This window comes from Streptomyces sp. SID8352 (assembly GCF_009862265.1).
Taxonomy (GTDB): domain Bacteria; phylum Actinomycetota; class Actinomycetes; order Streptomycetales; family Streptomycetaceae; genus Streptomyces.
Genome location: NZ_WWGX01000038.1, coordinates 119,486 through 134,544, shown reverse-complemented (window position 1 = coordinate 134,544; position 15,059 = coordinate 119,486). Strand labels below are relative to the sequence as shown.

Genomic DNA, 15,059 nt, shown 5'->3' with positions numbered 1-15,059 from the left:
TGTCCGCTTCCCCTCAGCCCTTGGCGACGGCGCGCAGCCGGTCCACCACGTCCGCGCGCAGCTCCGCGGGCTCCAGCACCACCACGTCCGGCCCGAACTCGACCAGCCAGGCGTCCAGTCCGTGCCCGTACGGAATCTCCAACTCGTCCCAGCCGTTCCCGAGTTCCCGGACGGCGGTGGCGCGGGCCCGCAGCGGGTACCCAGCGTCGGCGCGCAGCCGGATCCGCGCGGAGCGGTCGGCGGTCTCCCCCGCCCAGCTCGCGACGGTCTCGCGGACCGTGACGGCGTCGGGCACCGGGGCGGTGAACCGGCCGCCGCGCGAGCGGACCCTGCCGGTGATCCGGGACAGCCGGAAGACCCGCTCGGCGCCCCGGTCGCGGTCGAATCCGGCCAGGTACCAGTGGCCGCGCCAGCACTCCAGGGCCCAGGGCTCGACGGTGCGGGTGCCGGGGAGGGCCGCGTTGGCCTTGCGGTAGTCGAAGGCGACGGGGCGGCGGTCGCGGCAGGCCAGCATCAGCGGCTCGAAGGCGGCCTCGTGCACGGGGATGCGGGGCTCCAGGGCGCCGTGCGCCCCGTACGGGTCGACGTCCTCCGGGAGTCCGGCGGCGCGCAGTTTCTGCAGGGCTCCGCTGGCGGCGCCGGCGAGGCGGGCCTGCTGCCAGACCTTGGCGGCGAGGCCGAGGGCGGCGGCCTCCTCGGCGTCCAGGGTGATGGGGGGCAGCCGGTTGCTGTCGCTGCGGGCGACGTAGCCGGTCTCGCCGTCCAGGGCCTCGACCGTCTCGATCACCATGCCCAGCTCCCGCAGGTCCTCCTTGTCCCGCTCGAACATGCGGTTGAAGGCGTCGTCGGAGGCGGCCTCCAGATAGGCCTCCAGGGAGTCGCGCAGCTCGCGCTTACTGAGGGGGCGCCGGGCCCCGAGCAGGCACAGAGCCAGATTCATCAGCCGCTCGGCCTTGGCAATGGCCATCGACGCCCTTCTCCCTGTGGTGCTTCACCCGTGACCGTACCGTCCCGGGGTGGCGGGGCAAAAGCCGAGGGCCCATGCCCGGACAGGCATGGACCCCGATGACCGGTACTGATCGCCCGTTGATCAGACTCCGAGCAGGTCGACCACGAAGATCAGGGTCTCACCGGGCTTGATCGCCGGGGTGGGGCTCTGGTCGCCGTAGGCGAGGTGGGCCGGGATGGTGAGCTGGCGGCGTCCGCCGACCTTCATGCCCTGCACGCCCCGGTCCCAGCCGGCGATGACCCGGCCGCCGCCGAGCGGGAAGCGGAACGGCGCGCCGCGGTTCCAGCTCGCGTCGAACTCCTCGCCCGTGCTGAAGGCCACGCCCACGTAGTGGACGGTCACGTTCTGCCCGGCCTGCGCGACGGGGCCGTCGCCCTCCCAGATGTCCTTGATCTCAAGATCCGCCGGGGGCTCGCCGCCCGGGAAGTCGATCTCGGGCTTGTCGATGCTCACGTATCAGCTCCTGCTTGTTCTGCGGAAAGGCAACGGCCAAGTCTTACATCCCCGGAGGGTCACATCTTCGCGAGGATGTCGACGGAGAAGACCAGCGTGGCGCCCTTCTTGATGTCGCTGCCCTGCGGCGGGTTGTCGCCGTAGCCGAGCTCCGGCGGGATGACGATGAGGACCCGGCTGCCGACCTTCTTGCCGGTCAGCCCCTGCGACCAGCCCTTGACGACCTGCTGCAGGGAGAACGAGGTGAGCTGCTTGCGGGCGTAGGTCGAGTCGAACTCCTTGCCGCCGTCCCAGACCACGCCCTTGTACTGGACGAGGACGCTGTCCTCGGCGGCGACCTCGGCGCCGTCGCCCTCCAGCACGTAGTCGGCGACGAGCTTCTTCGGCGCGTCGCCCTTGGGGACCTCGATGGAGGGGGCCCTGCCGTCGGTGTTGGTGCCGACCTTGGGCAGCGCGGCGTCGTCCTGCGGGGCGGCCTTGCCCTTGGCGGAGCTGCGGGCGTTGTAGGTGTCCTGGATGTCGACCACGAAGACCAGCGTGTCGGTGCCCTCGATGCCCGCCTGCGCGTTGCCGTCCTCGCCGTACCCCCAGGTGGGCGGGACGGAGAAGAGGACGCGGCTGCCGGCCTTCTTCCCGGTCAGCGCGTAGCGCCAGCCGTCGATGATGCCGCCCTTGGCGAGCTGGATGACGAGGGGGGACTTGCGGTCGTACGAGTTGTCGAACACCTTCGCGTCGGACCAGATCTGGCCGAGGTAGTTGGCCGAGATGAAGTCGTTCTCCGCGACCGTGGTCCCGTTCCCGGCGATGACCGTCTTCACGGCGAGCTGGTCGGAGGGGTCACCGCTGCCCTTGGCGACCGTCGGCTTCTCGTCGAACCCGGTGCCCGCCGTGATCGCCGGCAGCGGACCGTCGACGATCTTCGGGGCGGGGGGTTCCGAGCCGGCCGAGGCGTCGGGCGACGCGCTGGCGGCGGCGCTGCTGCTGCTCGTCGAACCGGGCGAGTCGTCGCCGCACGCGGCGAGCGTGACCAGTCCGGCGGGAACGGCGATGAGGAGTGAGCGTCGGCGCACGGTGGGGGCCTCGTAATCGGTCGGTGTGCCTGTCGGGGTGCGCGCAAACTCTACGGCGTGAGTCGGGCGCCGTACGTGGAACGTACGGCGCCCGTGTGGCGTTCCGGCACCGGGTGCGGATACGCGTGCCCCCCGTCACCCGGTCACATTCCGGCGATCAGCTTCTCCACCCGGTCGTCCACGGAGCGGAACGGGTCCTTGCACAACACGGTGCGCTGCGCCTGGTCGTTGAGCTTGAGGTGGACCCAGTCGACCGTGAAGTCCCGGCGCTGCTCCTGGGCCCGCCGGATGAAGTCGCCGCGCAGCCGGGCCCGAGTGGTCTGCGGCGGGACGGACTTGCCCTCGAAGATCTTCAGGTCGTCGGCGACCCGGGCGGCCTGCCCCTTCCTCTCCAGCAGGTAGTACAGGCCGCGGCGGCGGTGGATGTCGTGGTAGGCGAGGTCTATCTGCGCGACCCGCGGGTTCGACATGGTCATGTTGTGCTTGGCCCGGTAGCGCTCCAGGAGCTTGTACTTCATGACCCAGTCGATCTCGGTGCCGACCCGGTCGAGGTCCTCGGTCTCGACGGCGTCCAGGGTGCGGCCCCAGAGCTCCAGCACCCGCTCGACGGTGCCGGTGCGGATTCCGCGGCGCTCGCAGAAGTCCACGGCCTTCTCGTAGTACTCCCGCTGCACCTCCAGCGCGGACGCCTCCCGGCCACTGGCCAGGCGCACCTTGCGCTGGCCGGTGATGTCGTGGCTGACCTCGCGGATGGCCCGGATCGGGTTCTCCAGGGTGAGGTCGCGCATGACGGTGCCCGCCTCGATCATGCGCAGCACCAGGTCGGTGGCGCCGACCTTGAGGAGCATGGTCGTCTCGGACATGTTGGAGTCGCCCACGATGACGTGCAGCCGCCGGTAGCGCTCGGCGTCGGCGTGCGGTTCGTCCCGGGTGTTGATGATGGGCCGGGAGCGGGTCGTCGCGGAGGAGACGCCCTCCCAGATGTGCTCGGCGCGCTGGCTGACGCAGTAGACGGCGCCGCGCGGTGTCTGCAGCACCTTTCCGGCACCGCAGATGAGCTGCCGGGTGACGAGGAACGGGATGAGGATGTCCGCGAGCCGGGAGAACTCCCCGTGGCGGGCCACCAGATAATTCTCGTGGCAGCCGTAGGAGTTTCCGGCGGAGTCGGTGTTGTTCTTGAACAGGTAGACGTCGCCCGCGATTCCCTCCTCGTGCAGGCGTCGTTCGGCGTCGACCTGCAGTCCTTCGAGAATGCGCTCGCCCGCCTTGTCGTGCGTGACGAGTTCGATCACGTTGTCACACTCGGGTGTCGCGTATTCCGGGTGCGACCCCACGTCGAGGTAGAGACGGGCCCCGTTGCGCAGGAAAACATTGCTGCTGCGGCCCCATGACACGACACGGCGGAAAAGGTACCTTGCCACCTCGTCAGGAGACAGGCGGCGCTGTCCCCTGAACGTGCACGTGACGCCGTACTCGTTCTCCAGCCCGAAAATGCGGCGGTCCATGACTGAACATTACGCCTTGTGGCCCGGGCTGAAACGGGGTTCGGCGGCACGATTTGGATCATTTTCCGATGAAGCCGTTTTTCCCGCCGCCCGGCCGGGCTCCGCGAGCACCCGTCCGGTGCAGGCCAGGACCAGCAGCGACAGGGCCCCGGCGGCCCCGGGCACCGCGAACCCCCAGAGCGATCCGCCCGCCTCGACGACCGGTCCGGTGAGGCCGGTCCCCACCGAGGCGCCCACGGTGAACGTGGTCACCAGCCAGGAGAACGCCTCCGTCACGGTGCCCCGGGGCGCGTGCCGGTCGACGAGGACGAAGGCGCAGGCGACGGCCGGGGCGAGGAAGACGCCCGCGAGCGCGGTCAGCAGCACCATGGGCACCGGGTCCGGGCGCAGCGTCAGCGGCAGGTAACACACCGCCAGCAGGGCCACCAGCACCCGCAGTCGGCGGGCGGGCTCGCCGGGCCACGCCCGGGCGCCGTAGACCGCGCCGCCGACGAGCGCGCCGAGCCCCAGGGCGGCCATCAGCCAGCCGTAGACGGCGTCGCCGCCGTGCTCGTCGGCGTAGGAGACGGAGGCGACGGTGATGGAGCCCAGGGCCATCCCGACGAACAGGAAGGCGCCGAGCAGCGCCAGCAGCCCCGCCGAGCGCAGGGCGCCCAGCCAGTGCGCCTCGCGCGGCGCCGAACGCCAGGCGCGCGAGGGGGGCGACAGCACCACGGAGAGGGCGCCGAGCACGCCGATGGCGTTGAGGACCAGCAGCGCGGCCCGGGCCGACCACAGGGACGCGCTCAGGGTCACGAGCAGCGGTCCGACGGTGAACATGACCTCCTGGGCGACGGCGTCCATGGCGTACGCCGCGTGCACCCGGCCCTCGCCGCCCAGCACGCCCGGCCACAGCGCCCGCAGCCCGCCCTCCAGCGGCGGGGTGAGGAGCCCGGCGGCGGCCACCGCCGCGTACGCCGCCGCGGCGTTCCCGGTGCCGAGGAGGGCGAAGGCCGCCATGGCCAGGGCCGACAGGACGGCGGCGGGCAACTGCACCCCCGGCTGGCCGCGCAGGTCCACGAGCCGGCCCAGCACGGGCTGCCCGACCGCGTTGGCGACACCGTAGACGGCCGCCAGCGCCCCGGCGAGGCTGTAGGAGCCGCCCTCGGCCCGGACGAAGAGCACGATCGCGATGGCGGCGGTGGCGTTGGGCAGCCGCCCCACGAGCGTGCCGACGAGCAGCCGCGCGGCGTGGCGCGCCCGCAGAATCTCCAGGTACCCGGCGACCACGGGCCATCCCCTGTCTCGCGAACGGTGACGTTGTACGTATAACTTCCGTCGTCATACGTACCATGTCGGCTGTTCACGAGTCCAGACGAAAGCAGAGGGGGAACGGTGTCACGAGGCAGCGCCCGCCCCACGAGCCGGGACGTCGCCCGCGCCGCCGGAGTCTCCCAGGCGGCGGTCTCCCTGGTCCTGGGCGACAAGTGGCGGGGGCGGGTCTCCGAGCCCACGGCACGGCGGGTCCGGGAGGCCGCCGACGCCCTGGGCTACCGGCCCAACCTCGCGGCCCGCAACCTCCGGCTGGGCCGCACCCGCACGGTGCTGCTGGTGGTGCCCGCGCTGACCACGGAGTTCTTCGCCGGGGTGTACACGGGGGCCGCGCGGGTGGCCGCCGAGCACGGCTTCGGGGTGGTGCTCTATCCCTCGCCGGAGGGCGTCGGCCCGGCCCGGGACCCCTTCGCCTCCGCGTCCGCCGCCCTCGACGGGGTCATCGCCTCGTCGATGGCTGCCGACGCCCTCACGGCCATCCGGGGCGACCAGCTGCCGCTGGTGATGCTGGACAGCGACCCGGAGGGCAGCCTGGGCGCGGCGACGGTCAACCTGGACATCGCGGACGGCATCCGGCAGGTCACGGAGCATCTGCTGGCCCTCGGCCACCGGCGCTTCCTGCACCTCGCGGCGGACGTGCCGTCCTGGACCTTCGAGGTGCGGGCGCGGGAACTGGCGGCGCGGCTGTCGGCCGTGCCGGGCACGACGCTGGTGACGGCGCGGGCGGCCATCTCGATCGAGGACGCGCTCGGGGCGGCGGAGGCGGCCCTCGCGCGGCCGGGGCCCCGGCCCACGGCGGTGGTCTGCGACGACGACAAGCTGGCGGCCGGGGTGTACAAGGCGGCGCGGCGGGCGCGGCTGCGCGTCCCGGACGACCTGTCGGTCACCGGTCTCGACGACCTGGGCCTGGCCACGGCGATCGACCCGGAGCTGACGACGGTGCGGCTGGACGCGGAGCTGTTCGGGGAGCGGGGCATGCGGGCCCTGCTGGCGGTCCTGGAGGGCGGCACCCCGGAGGCGGGCGACATCCCGGTCGCCCTGGTCACCCGCTGCTCCACGGCCCCGCCGCCCGCCGACGGCCCCGCCCCCGTACCGGGCTGATCGGGCGTTCTCGCGGACGAACTCCACCGCGTCCCGCACATCGGGGTCCGGATCGTCCGCGAGGAGGTCCGGCAGCCCGGCGATCCCGGGGGTGGACCCACCCGGCGACGGCTCACACCAGCCCGCGGCGCACCCCGGGGTCGGGATCCGACGACGAGCGGGGGAAGCCCCTGGACCGGCGATGAGGGCGACGCGGCACGGTGGAGCGCCCGGGGCCGGGAGGCCGAGCCTGCGGGGCGGCCCCGGCACCGCGGTGCAACCACCGGACTCCCGGTGGGGCCCCAGTCACCGGCGGGGGGCGGGCCCGCCCTCGGCGGGCCCGGGGTCACGCGTCCTCGTCGTCGCCCCCGGCCGAGGGCTCCGCGTCGGACGGCGCCGGGGCCGCCCCGGTCGCCTCGTCCAGCAGCCGCGAGAGCCGGTCACCGACGATCCGCTTGAACTTGCGCTTCTGCGGCCGCGTCCGGTCCAGCACCGCGACCTCCAGCCGCTCCGCCGGGATCTCCCGCTCGCTGCCGTTGGTGTCGCGGGAGAGCGCCTGCACGGCCAGCTTCAGGGCCTCCGCCAGCGTCATCCCGTCCCTGTGGCGCTGGTCCAGGTATCCGCTGATCTGCTCCGCGTTGCCGCCGACCGCGACCGAGCCGTGCTCGTCGACGATGGAGCCGTCGTGCGGCAGCCGGTAGATCTGGTCGCCCTCGGGCGTCTCGCCGACCTCGGCGACCACCAGCTCCACCTCGTACGGCTTCTCCCCCGCGCTGGAGAAGATCGTGCCGAGCGTCTGGGCGTACACGTTCGCCAGTCCCCGGGCGGTCACGTCGTCCCGGTCGTACGTGTAGCCGCGCAGGTCGGCGTAGCGGACTCCGCCGATCCGCAGGTTCTCGTACTCGTTGTACTTGCCGGCGGCCGCGAAGCCGATCCGGTCGTAGATCTCGCTGAACTTGTGCAGCGCGCGGGACGGGTTCTCGCCGACGAAGACGATGCCGTCGGTGTACTGCAGCACGACCAGGCTGCGGCCTCGGGCGATGCCCTTGCGGGCGTACTCAGCCCGGTCGGCCATCGCCTGCTGGGGTGAGACGTAGAACGGAGTCGACACCGGTTATCCGTCCCTTTCTGTCGAAGTCACTGGACCACCTGTCCTGCACACGCCGGAGGGCCCGGCCGCCGTCACAGCAGCGCGGCCCTCGGCCCGTCCGGCTGCTCCAGGCGCCGTTCCAGGACCGAGCGGGAGAGCTGGGAGGACTCGTCCTCGGTGAGCCGGCGGAAGCCGTCCCCGGTGATCACGGTGATGATCGGATAGATCCGGCGCGCGACATCGGGACCACCGGTCGCCGAGTCGTCGTCCGCCGCGTCGTAGAGCGCCTGGACCACCAGCGTGGTGGCCTGCTCCTCGGTGAGGTCGCCGTGGAAGAGCTTCTTCATCGCCCCGCGGGCGAAGACCGAGCCCGAGCCGGTGGTCGCGAAGTGGTGCTCCTCGGAGCGCCCGCCGGTCACGTCGTAGGAGAAGATGCGGCCGCGGCCCCGGTCCACGTCGTACCCGGCGAACAGCGGCACCACGGCGAGGCCCTGCATCGCCATGCCGAGGTTGGACCGGATCATCGTGGACAGCCGGTTGGCCTTGCCCTCCAGGGAGAGCTGGGCGCCCTCGACCTTCTCGAAGTGCTCCAGTTCGAGCTGGAAGAGCTTGACCATCTCCACGGCCAGGCCCGCCGTGCCGGCGATGCCCACCGCGGAGTGCTCGTCGGCCGGGAAGACCTTCTCGATGTCCCGCTGGGCGATGACGTTGCCCATGGTGGCCCGCCGGTCACCGGCGAGCACGACGCCGCCGGGGAAGGTGACGGCCACGATCGTCGTCCCGTGCGGCGCCTCGACCACGCCCTGCACCGGCGGGAGCTGCCGGTTGCCCGGCAGCATCTCCGGCTGGTGCTCCCCGAGGAAGTCCATGAAGGAGGAGGACCCGGGCGTCAGGAAGGCGGCCGGTAGACGCCCGGTGCTACGAGTGTTGGCTTCCACGCGTTTCCTTCCACGTACTCTGCGTCTGCTGGTCAGCCGTGCCCCTTGTCCGCCACCGGCCGCCGGCCGGTGCCCCCAAGTGAGCCGTGCCACGGACCCTACCCGCCTGGCGGCGGTGATCCACACACTCGGCGGAAACCGCGGAACGAACCCCCCGGCCCCCGTCGACGACGGAGCGCGGCGCGGTCCCACCGCACCGCGCGCCCCGGTCGAACCCCTCGCCCCGCCCCGGGCGCCGCCGGGGCGCGCGGGGCGGAGGGGTCGGCCTACTGGCCGCCCTTCTGCACGAAGGACCGCACGAAGTCCTCCGCGTTCTCCTCCAGGACGTCGTCGATCTCGTCCAGGACGGAGTCCACGTCGTCGCTGAGCTTCTCCTGGCGCTCCTTGAGGTCCTCGGATACCTGCGCGTCCTGCGCCTGCTCCTCGGCCTCCTCGGTGGAACGCGTGGCCTTCTGCTGCCCGCCGCCGGTGTCCTTGGTCGCCATCACCCTCACCCCGCTCGGTTCGCCCGACACAGTTGCTCGGTCAAGATCAGACCCTACTAGCCGGGTCCGACATCACCCCGCGTCCCTCCAACGCGCGGGGGCCACCTCAATGGTTCCCGGACCCGGTGGTTTCCACCCTGTCCGGCCGACTTTCCCCGGGTACCCACCCGGCCCTCTCACTCGCCGGACAGGACCCTGACCAGGTCCTCCGCGGTGCGGCAGCGGTCCAGCAGCGCCTTGACGTGGTTGCGCGTCCCGCGCAGCGGCTCCATGGTGGGGACCCGCTGGAGCGAGTCCCGGCCCGGCAGATCGAAGATCACCGAGTCCCAGGAGGCCGCCGCCACGTCGTCGGCGTACTGCTCCAGGCAGCGCCCGCGGAAGTACGCCCGGGTGTCCTCCGGCGGCTTCGTCCGCGCCCGCTCGACCTCGGACTCGTCCAGCAGCCGTTTGACCCGTCCGCGCTCCACCAGACGGTTGTAGAGGCCCTTCTCGGCCCGTACGTCCGCGTACTGGAGGTCGACCAGATGCAGGCGGGCGGCGTCCCAGTCCAGGCCGTCGCGGCGCCGGTAGCCCTGCATCAGCTCCAGCTTGGCCACCCAGTCCAGCTCACCGGCCAGGCTCATCGGATCGTTCTCCAGCCGGTTGAGGGTGTCCTCCCAGCGGCCCAGGACGTCCTTGGTCTGGTCGTCGGCGTCCGCCCCGTACCGCTCCTCGACGTACTTGCGGGCCAGCTCGTAGTACTCCATCTGGAGCTGGACGGCGGTGAGCGTCCGCCCGCTGCGCAGCGTGACCAACCGGCGCAGCGAGGGGTCGTGGGAGACCTGGTGCAGGGTGCGGACGGGCTGGTCGACGGCGAGGTCGACGGCGATGAACCCGTCCTCGATCATGGAGAGCACCAGCGCCGTGGTGCCCAGCTTGAGGTAGGTGGAGATCTCCGAGAGGTTCGCGTCACCGATGATCACGTGCAGCCGGCGGTACTTCTCGGCGTCCGCGTGCGGTTCGTCGCGGGTGTTGATGATGGGCCGCTTGAGGGTCGTCTCCAGCCCGACCTCGACCTCGAAGTAGTCCGCGCGCTGGCTGATCTGGAAGCCGTGCTCGTGCCCGTCCTGGCCGATACCGACGCGTCCGGCGCCGGTGACGACCTGGCGGGAGACGAAGAACGGGGTCAGGTGCCGCACGATGTCCGAGAAGGCGGTCTCCCGCTTCATCAGGTAGTTCTCGTGGGTGCCGTAGGAGGCGCCCTTGTTGTCGGTGTTGTTCTTGTAGAGGTGGATCGGCTGGGCGCCGGGGAGCTGGGCCGCCCGCTCGGCCGCCTCCGCCATGATCCGCTCGCCCGCCTTGTCCCACAGCACGGCGTCGCGCGGGTTGGTGACCTCGGGGGCGCTGTACTCGGGGTGGGCGTGGTCGACGTAGAGCCGGGCGCCGTTGGTGAGGATCACGTTGGCCAGGCCGATGTCCTCGTCGGTGAGCTGGCTGGAGTCGGCGGCCTCCCGGGCGAGGTCGAAGCCCCGCGCGTCCCGCAGCGGGTTCTCCTCCTCGAAGTCCCAGCGGGCCCGGCGGGCCCGGTGCATCGCCGCGGCGTAGGCGTTGACGATCTGGGACGAGGTGAGCATGGCATTGGCATTGGGGTGGCCGGGGACGGAGATGCCGTACTCCGTTTCGATGCCCATTACTCGCCGTACGGTCATGCGGCCCTCCTTGCCCGGCGCCCTCGGTCGGGGGCGTCGCTCACGTGGCGCTCCGGTGCGTGTGCGGTGCCCGTCCCCGCACCGCGCGAACCGGCGGTACGCACGAGCCTAGAACGCCTCTGCGCCGGCGGGGAGATCATTTGCGTCATTGCCCTGCTCCAGCCGTGGACCCCCAAAACAGCCGGCTGCGGGTACCCGCCGAGGGCACCCGCAGCCGCCCCGCTCCTACAGGTACTGCCCGGTGTTCGCCACCGTGTCGATGGAGCGTCCGGTGTCCGCGCCCTGCTTTCCGGTGACCAGGGTGCGGATGTACACGATCCGCTCACCCTTCTTTCCGGAGATCCGGGCCCAGTCGTCCGGGTTGGTGGTGTTGGGGAGGTCCTCGTTCTCCTTGAACTCGTCCACGCACGCCTGGAGGAGATGGGAGACGCGGAGGCCCTTCTGGTCCTTTTCCAGGAAGTCCTTGATCGCCATCTTCTTGGCGCGGCCCACGATGTTCTCGATCATGGCGCCGGAATTGAAGTCCTTGAAATAGAGGACTTCCTTGTCGCCGTTGGCGTAGGTGACTTCCAGGAAGCGGTTCTCCTCGGATTCGGCGTACATGTGTTCCACCGCCGTCTGGATCATGCTCTGGACGGTGGCCGCCTTGTCCTTGTCGTGCTCCGCGAGGTCCTCGGTGTGCAGCGGGAGCCTCTCGGTGAGGTACTTGCCGAAGATGTCCTTGGCCGCCTCGGCGTCCGGACGCTCGATCTTGATCTTCACATCGAGCCGGCCGGGCCGCAGGATGGCGGGGTCGATCATGTCCTCGCGGTTGGAGGCACCGATCACGACCACGTTCTGCAGGCCCTCCACGCCGTCGATCTCCGCGAGGAGCTGCGGGACGATGGTGTTCTCCACGTCCGAGCTGACGCCGGAGCCGCGGGTGCGGAAGAGGGACTCCATCTCGTCGAAGAAGACGATGACCGGCGTGCCCTCGCTGGCCTTCTCCCGGGCACGCTGGAAGACGAGGCGGATCTGCCGCTCGGTCTCGCCGACGTACTTGTTGAGCAGCTCCGGGCCCTTGATGTTGAGGAAGAAGCTCTTGCCCGCGGCCTGGCCGGTCACCTCGGCGACCTTCTTGGCCAGCGAGTTCGCCACCGCCTTGGCGATGAGCGTCTTGCCGCATCCGGGCGGGCCGTAGAGCAGGACGCCCTTGGGCGGCCTCAGCTCGTGCTCCTTGAACAGGTCGGGGTAGAGGTACGGCAGCTCGACCGCGTCGCGGATCATCTCGATCTGGCCGCCGAGGCCGCCGATCTGCTCGTAGCCGATGTCGGGGACCTCTTCGAGGACCAGCTCCTCGACCTCGCTCTTGGGCACGACCTCGTAGACGTAGCCGGAGCGGGGTTCGAGCAGGAGGGCGTCACCGGGGCGGATGGTCACCCCGCGCAGCGGCTCGGCGAGCCGGACCACGCGCTCCTCGTCGGTGTGGCCGAGCACCAGGGCGCGCTCGCCGTCCTCCAGGATCTCCTTGAGGGTGACGATGTCGCCGACGCTCTCGTAGGCCATGGCCTCGACCACGTTGAGCGCCTCGTTGAGCATCACTTCCTGGCCGCGCCGCAGCCCGTCCAGTTCGACGCCCGGACTGACGTTGACCCGGAGCTTGCGGCCGCCGGTGAAGATGTCGGCGGTGCCGTCCTCGTTCGCCTGCAGGAAGACGCCGAATCCGGCCGGGGGCTGGGCCAGGCGGTCGACCTCCTCCTTGAGGGCCACGATCTGGTCGCGGGCCTCGCGGAGCGTGTTGGCCAGCCGCTCGTTCTGCGCGGACACGCCGGCCAGGTTGGTCTGCAGCTCGACGATCCGCTCTTCGAGAATTCTCGTGTGCCGCGGAGAGTCGGCGAGCTTGCGTCGCAGGACGGCGATCTCCTGCTCAAGATAGGCCACCTGCCCGGCCGGGTCGTCGGACCCGCGTCCCGGGCGGATGCCGCGGTTCATGTCGTCGTCGTGGGCTGCCACGGTCCTCACCTCCTCCAAGGGGAGCTGGACGCTTCCAGACCCTACCTGGGTGGGTGTCGATTGAAACCCCTAGATCACAAAGACGGTCGGGGTGTGTCCGATCTTCACCCTTGCGCTCTCCCTCACGCCAGGGGAATACCCATCGGCCGTGAAGAGAATCCCGGCGGAGGTAGGGTCGAGATGTTCAACACCCGTCGGAGCTGGCCGGATTCCCGGCCGGGAACGGCGCAGGAAACGGCAGGATGGGAATGATCGTGCAGCAGGAGGCCGGTACCGGGAGCGAGGCACTGGAGGTCTGGATCGACCAGGACCTGTGTACCGGGGACGGCATCTGCGCCCAGTACGCGCCCGGGGTCTTCGAGCTGGACATCGACGGCCTGGCCTACGTCAAGGGCGCCGACGACGAGCTGCTGCAGGACCAGGGGGCGGCGGCCCCGGTGCCGTTGCCGCTCCTCGCGGACGTGGTGGACTCCGCGAAGGAGTGCCCCGGCGAGTGCATCCACGTGCGCCGCGTTTCGGACAGGACCGAGGTCTACGGTCCCGACGCGCCGTGACCGCGCCGTGAGGTGACGTGCGCGTCCGGTGACCGCCGCGGCGGCCCGCCCCGAGCGGGTGGCGCCGCGCGGCGCACGGGCGGTGGCGGCCGGCGGCTCAGACGCCCCGCGCCCCGGCGGCCGCTTCGCGGACGAACACGCCGTTGCCCCACCGCCACTTCACGTCGTCCGAGAGGTCGGGGCAGCAACTCGGCACCGTGGCCGAGGAATAGCCGAGCAGCGTGGCCAGAACCACTCCGTCCCGCACCGCGAGCCGGGTGACCGTCCGGCGCTCGGCGGGGTCCACCAGGGTCGCCACCAGCCGGGGGGCGCCGCCGTCCCCGCGCGTGAGGACGTACACCCCGTCGGGCGGGGTCCCCATGGGGGCGTCGCAGTGGACGGCGGCCACGGTCTCGGGCCGGCCGTCGCCGTCGAGGTCGCCGACGGCCTTCCTCGCCACCACCGCCCGGACGGGGCCGCACTCCAGGGGGAACGCCACACCCTCCGCGTCGGGCGGCGCCGCGCGCCCCGGGGCCGTCCCGGTGCCGGTGGCCGCCGTGTGCCGGGCCGTCGCGGGGCCGGGCGCGAGCAGCGGGGACAGGGCCACGACCCCGGCGACGGCGGCGGCCGTGGCGACCCAGTGGATCGGCCGGGCACGGGTGTGCGCGAGGTCCGGAACGGCGGGATGCTGCACGAGGAGTGTCTCCTGTGAGGGCTGTGCCGGTGGGGGTGGCCTGCATCGTGCCACAGCGTCGCGGGGCGGGGGAACGGCGGGGTGCGCGGGGCGGGGCCGCCACCGCGGGGCGGTGCGCCGGGGCCGTGCGGCGGGAGAACGGCGGCCGGTGCGCGGGTGGGGCGCGGCGGCCGGTGCGCGGGGAGGTACGGAGGCGGTGCGGCGGGGTGGGCGGTGAAGACGGCGGCGCCGCGTCGGAGTTGTGCCCGGTCTCGGGGAACTCCGCCGCGGCGCCGGTGCGTTCCACCGGGACGGGGCGCGCCTCAGCGGCCGGAGCCCCCGTCGGCGTTGGGGCCGGCGTAGTCCTCGCCGTAGGCGCCCTTGGCGGGGCGGCGGCGGCGCATGGGCGGCTCGACGCCGTCCGCGAGGCGGCGGGCGGTGAGCAGGAAGCCGGTGTGGCCGATCATCCGGTGGTCCGGGCGGACGGCCAGGCCCTCGATGTGCCAGTTGCGGATCATCGACTCCCAGGCGGTCGGCTCGTTGAAGCTGCCGATCTCGCGGATGGACTCGACGGTGCGGGCGAGCTGGGTGGTGGTGGCCACGTAGCAGCACAGGATGCCGCCGGGGACCAGCGCCTTGGAGACGGCCTCCAGGCACTCCCAGGGGGCGAGCATGTCCAGGATGACGCGGTCGACGTCGGTGTCGGACAGGTTGTCCTGGAGGTCGCCGACGGTGAGCTGCCAGGCGGGGTGCGGGCCGCCGAAGTAGCGCTCCACGTTGGCCTGCGCGATCTCCGCGAAGTCGGCGCGCCGCTCGTAGGAGTGCAGCATGCCCTGGTCGCCGATGGCGCGGAGCAGGAAGCTGCTGAGCGAGCCGGAGCCGACGCCGGCCTCGACGACCCGGGCGCCGGGGAAGATGTCGGCGAAGGCCAGGATCTGGCCCGCGTCCTTCGGGTAGACGACGGCTGCCCCGCGGGGCATGGACAGGACGTAGTCGGGGAGCAGGGGGCGCAGCGCCAGATAGGCGACGTTCCCGGTGGTGCGGACCACGCTGCCCTCGGGAGCGCCGATCAGTTCGTCGTGCGGGAAGGAACCCTTGTGGGTGTGGAAGTTCTTCCCGGCCTCGAGCGTGAACGTGTAGTGGCGGCCCTTGGGGTCGGTGAGCTGAACCTGGTCCCCGACCTTGAAGGGCCCGCGCCTGCGGGCGGCACCGGTCGGTTCGGACATGTGACC

Annotated in this window: 14 protein-coding genes; 2 read left to right on the top strand and 12 right to left on the bottom strand. The window is 71.8% G+C overall.

The window, feature by feature from the left end; translation table 11 throughout:
* Nucleotides 1-13: 13 nt before the first annotated feature.
* The 5 genes from GTY84_RS13505 to GTY84_RS13485 form a co-directional block, all read right to left on the bottom strand.
* Nucleotides 14-967: a WYL domain-containing protein gene (locus tag GTY84_RS13505; RefSeq protein WP_161226485.1), complete on the bottom strand. Its 954-nt coding sequence runs from the start codon at nucleotides 965-967 to the stop codon at nucleotides 14-16.
* A gap of 123 nt (nucleotides 968-1,090) precedes the next feature.
* Nucleotides 1,091-1,462: an FKBP-type peptidyl-prolyl cis-trans isomerase gene (locus GTY84_RS13500; RefSeq protein ID WP_161226484.1), complete on the bottom strand. Its 372-nt coding sequence runs from the start codon at nucleotides 1,460-1,462 to the stop codon at nucleotides 1,091-1,093.
* Nucleotides 1,463-1,521: 59 nt separating this feature from the next.
* On the bottom strand, nucleotides 1,522-2,532 hold the full coding sequence (locus GTY84_RS13495; RefSeq protein WP_161226483.1) for an FKBP-type peptidyl-prolyl cis-trans isomerase: 1,011 nt from the start codon (nucleotides 2,530-2,532) through the stop codon (nucleotides 1,522-1,524).
* A 143-nt stretch (nucleotides 2,533-2,675) separates the two neighbouring features.
* The gene (pafA, locus tag GTY84_RS13490; RefSeq protein WP_161226482.1) at nucleotides 2,676-4,037 is read right to left on the bottom strand and encodes a Pup--protein ligase; all 1,362 of its coding nucleotides are present in this window, start codon (nucleotides 4,035-4,037) and stop codon (nucleotides 2,676-2,678) included.
* 9 nt (nucleotides 4,038-4,046) lie between these two features.
* On the bottom strand, nucleotides 4,047-5,306 hold the full coding sequence (locus tag GTY84_RS13485; protein WP_161226481.1) for an MFS transporter: 1,260 nt from the start codon (nucleotides 5,304-5,306) through the stop codon (nucleotides 4,047-4,049).
* A gap of 105 nt (nucleotides 5,307-5,411) precedes the next feature.
* Here GTY84_RS13485 and GTY84_RS13480 point away from each other — a divergent pair, with 105 nt between their 5' ends.
* Nucleotides 5,412-6,449 carry a LacI family DNA-binding transcriptional regulator gene (locus GTY84_RS13480; RefSeq protein WP_161226480.1) on the top strand — a complete coding sequence of 346 codons (1,038 nt, stop codon included), beginning with the start codon at nucleotides 5,412-5,414 and terminating at the stop codon, nucleotides 6,447-6,449.
* A 325-nt stretch (nucleotides 6,450-6,774) separates the two neighbouring features.
* On the opposite strand, the gene prcA is transcribed toward GTY84_RS13480, so the two are convergent.
* The 5 genes from prcA to arc form a co-directional block, all read right to left on the bottom strand.
* Nucleotides 6,775-7,539, bottom strand: coding sequence for a proteasome subunit alpha (gene prcA / locus GTY84_RS13475; protein WP_161226479.1), 765 nt, complete (start codon nucleotides 7,537-7,539; stop codon nucleotides 6,775-6,777).
* Between the two features lie 71 nt (nucleotides 7,540-7,610).
* Nucleotides 7,611-8,456 (bottom strand): proteasome subunit beta, encoded by an 846-nt coding sequence (gene prcB, locus GTY84_RS13470; RefSeq protein WP_161226478.1) that lies wholly within the window; start codon nucleotides 8,454-8,456, stop codon nucleotides 7,611-7,613.
* 266 nt (nucleotides 8,457-8,722) lie between these two features.
* The gene (locus GTY84_RS13465) at nucleotides 8,723-8,941 is read right to left on the bottom strand and encodes a ubiquitin-like protein Pup (protein ID WP_161226477.1); all 219 of its coding nucleotides are present in this window, start codon (nucleotides 8,939-8,941) and stop codon (nucleotides 8,723-8,725) included.
* Between the two features lie 176 nt (nucleotides 8,942-9,117).
* Entirely contained in the window at nucleotides 9,118-10,629 is a 1,512-nt protein-coding gene (gene dop / locus GTY84_RS13460; protein WP_345943425.1) for a depupylase/deamidase Dop, read from the bottom strand.
* 225 nt (nucleotides 10,630-10,854) lie between these two features.
* A complete protein-coding gene (gene arc / locus GTY84_RS13455) occupies nucleotides 10,855-12,621 on the bottom strand; it encodes a proteasome ATPase (protein WP_161226476.1) in 1,767 nt (588 codons plus the stop codon).
* Nucleotides 12,622-12,869: 248 nt separating this feature from the next.
* Between arc and GTY84_RS13450 the strand changes: the two genes are divergently transcribed.
* The gene (locus GTY84_RS13450) at nucleotides 12,870-13,175 is read left to right on the top strand and encodes a ferredoxin (RefSeq protein WP_161226530.1); all 306 of its coding nucleotides are present in this window, start codon (nucleotides 12,870-12,872) and stop codon (nucleotides 13,173-13,175) included.
* A gap of 97 nt (nucleotides 13,176-13,272) precedes the next feature.
* On the opposite strand, the gene GTY84_RS13445 is transcribed toward GTY84_RS13450, so the two are convergent.
* Nucleotides 13,273-13,848 carry a hypothetical protein gene (locus GTY84_RS13445; protein ID WP_161226475.1) on the bottom strand — a complete coding sequence of 192 codons (576 nt, stop codon included), beginning with the start codon at nucleotides 13,846-13,848 and terminating at the stop codon, nucleotides 13,273-13,275.
* 302 nt (nucleotides 13,849-14,150) lie between these two features.
* Nucleotides 14,151-15,053: a tRNA (adenine-N1)-methyltransferase gene (locus tag GTY84_RS13440; protein ID WP_161226474.1), complete on the bottom strand. Its 903-nt coding sequence runs from the start codon at nucleotides 15,051-15,053 to the stop codon at nucleotides 14,151-14,153.
* Nucleotides 15,054-15,059: the final 6 nt, after the last annotated feature.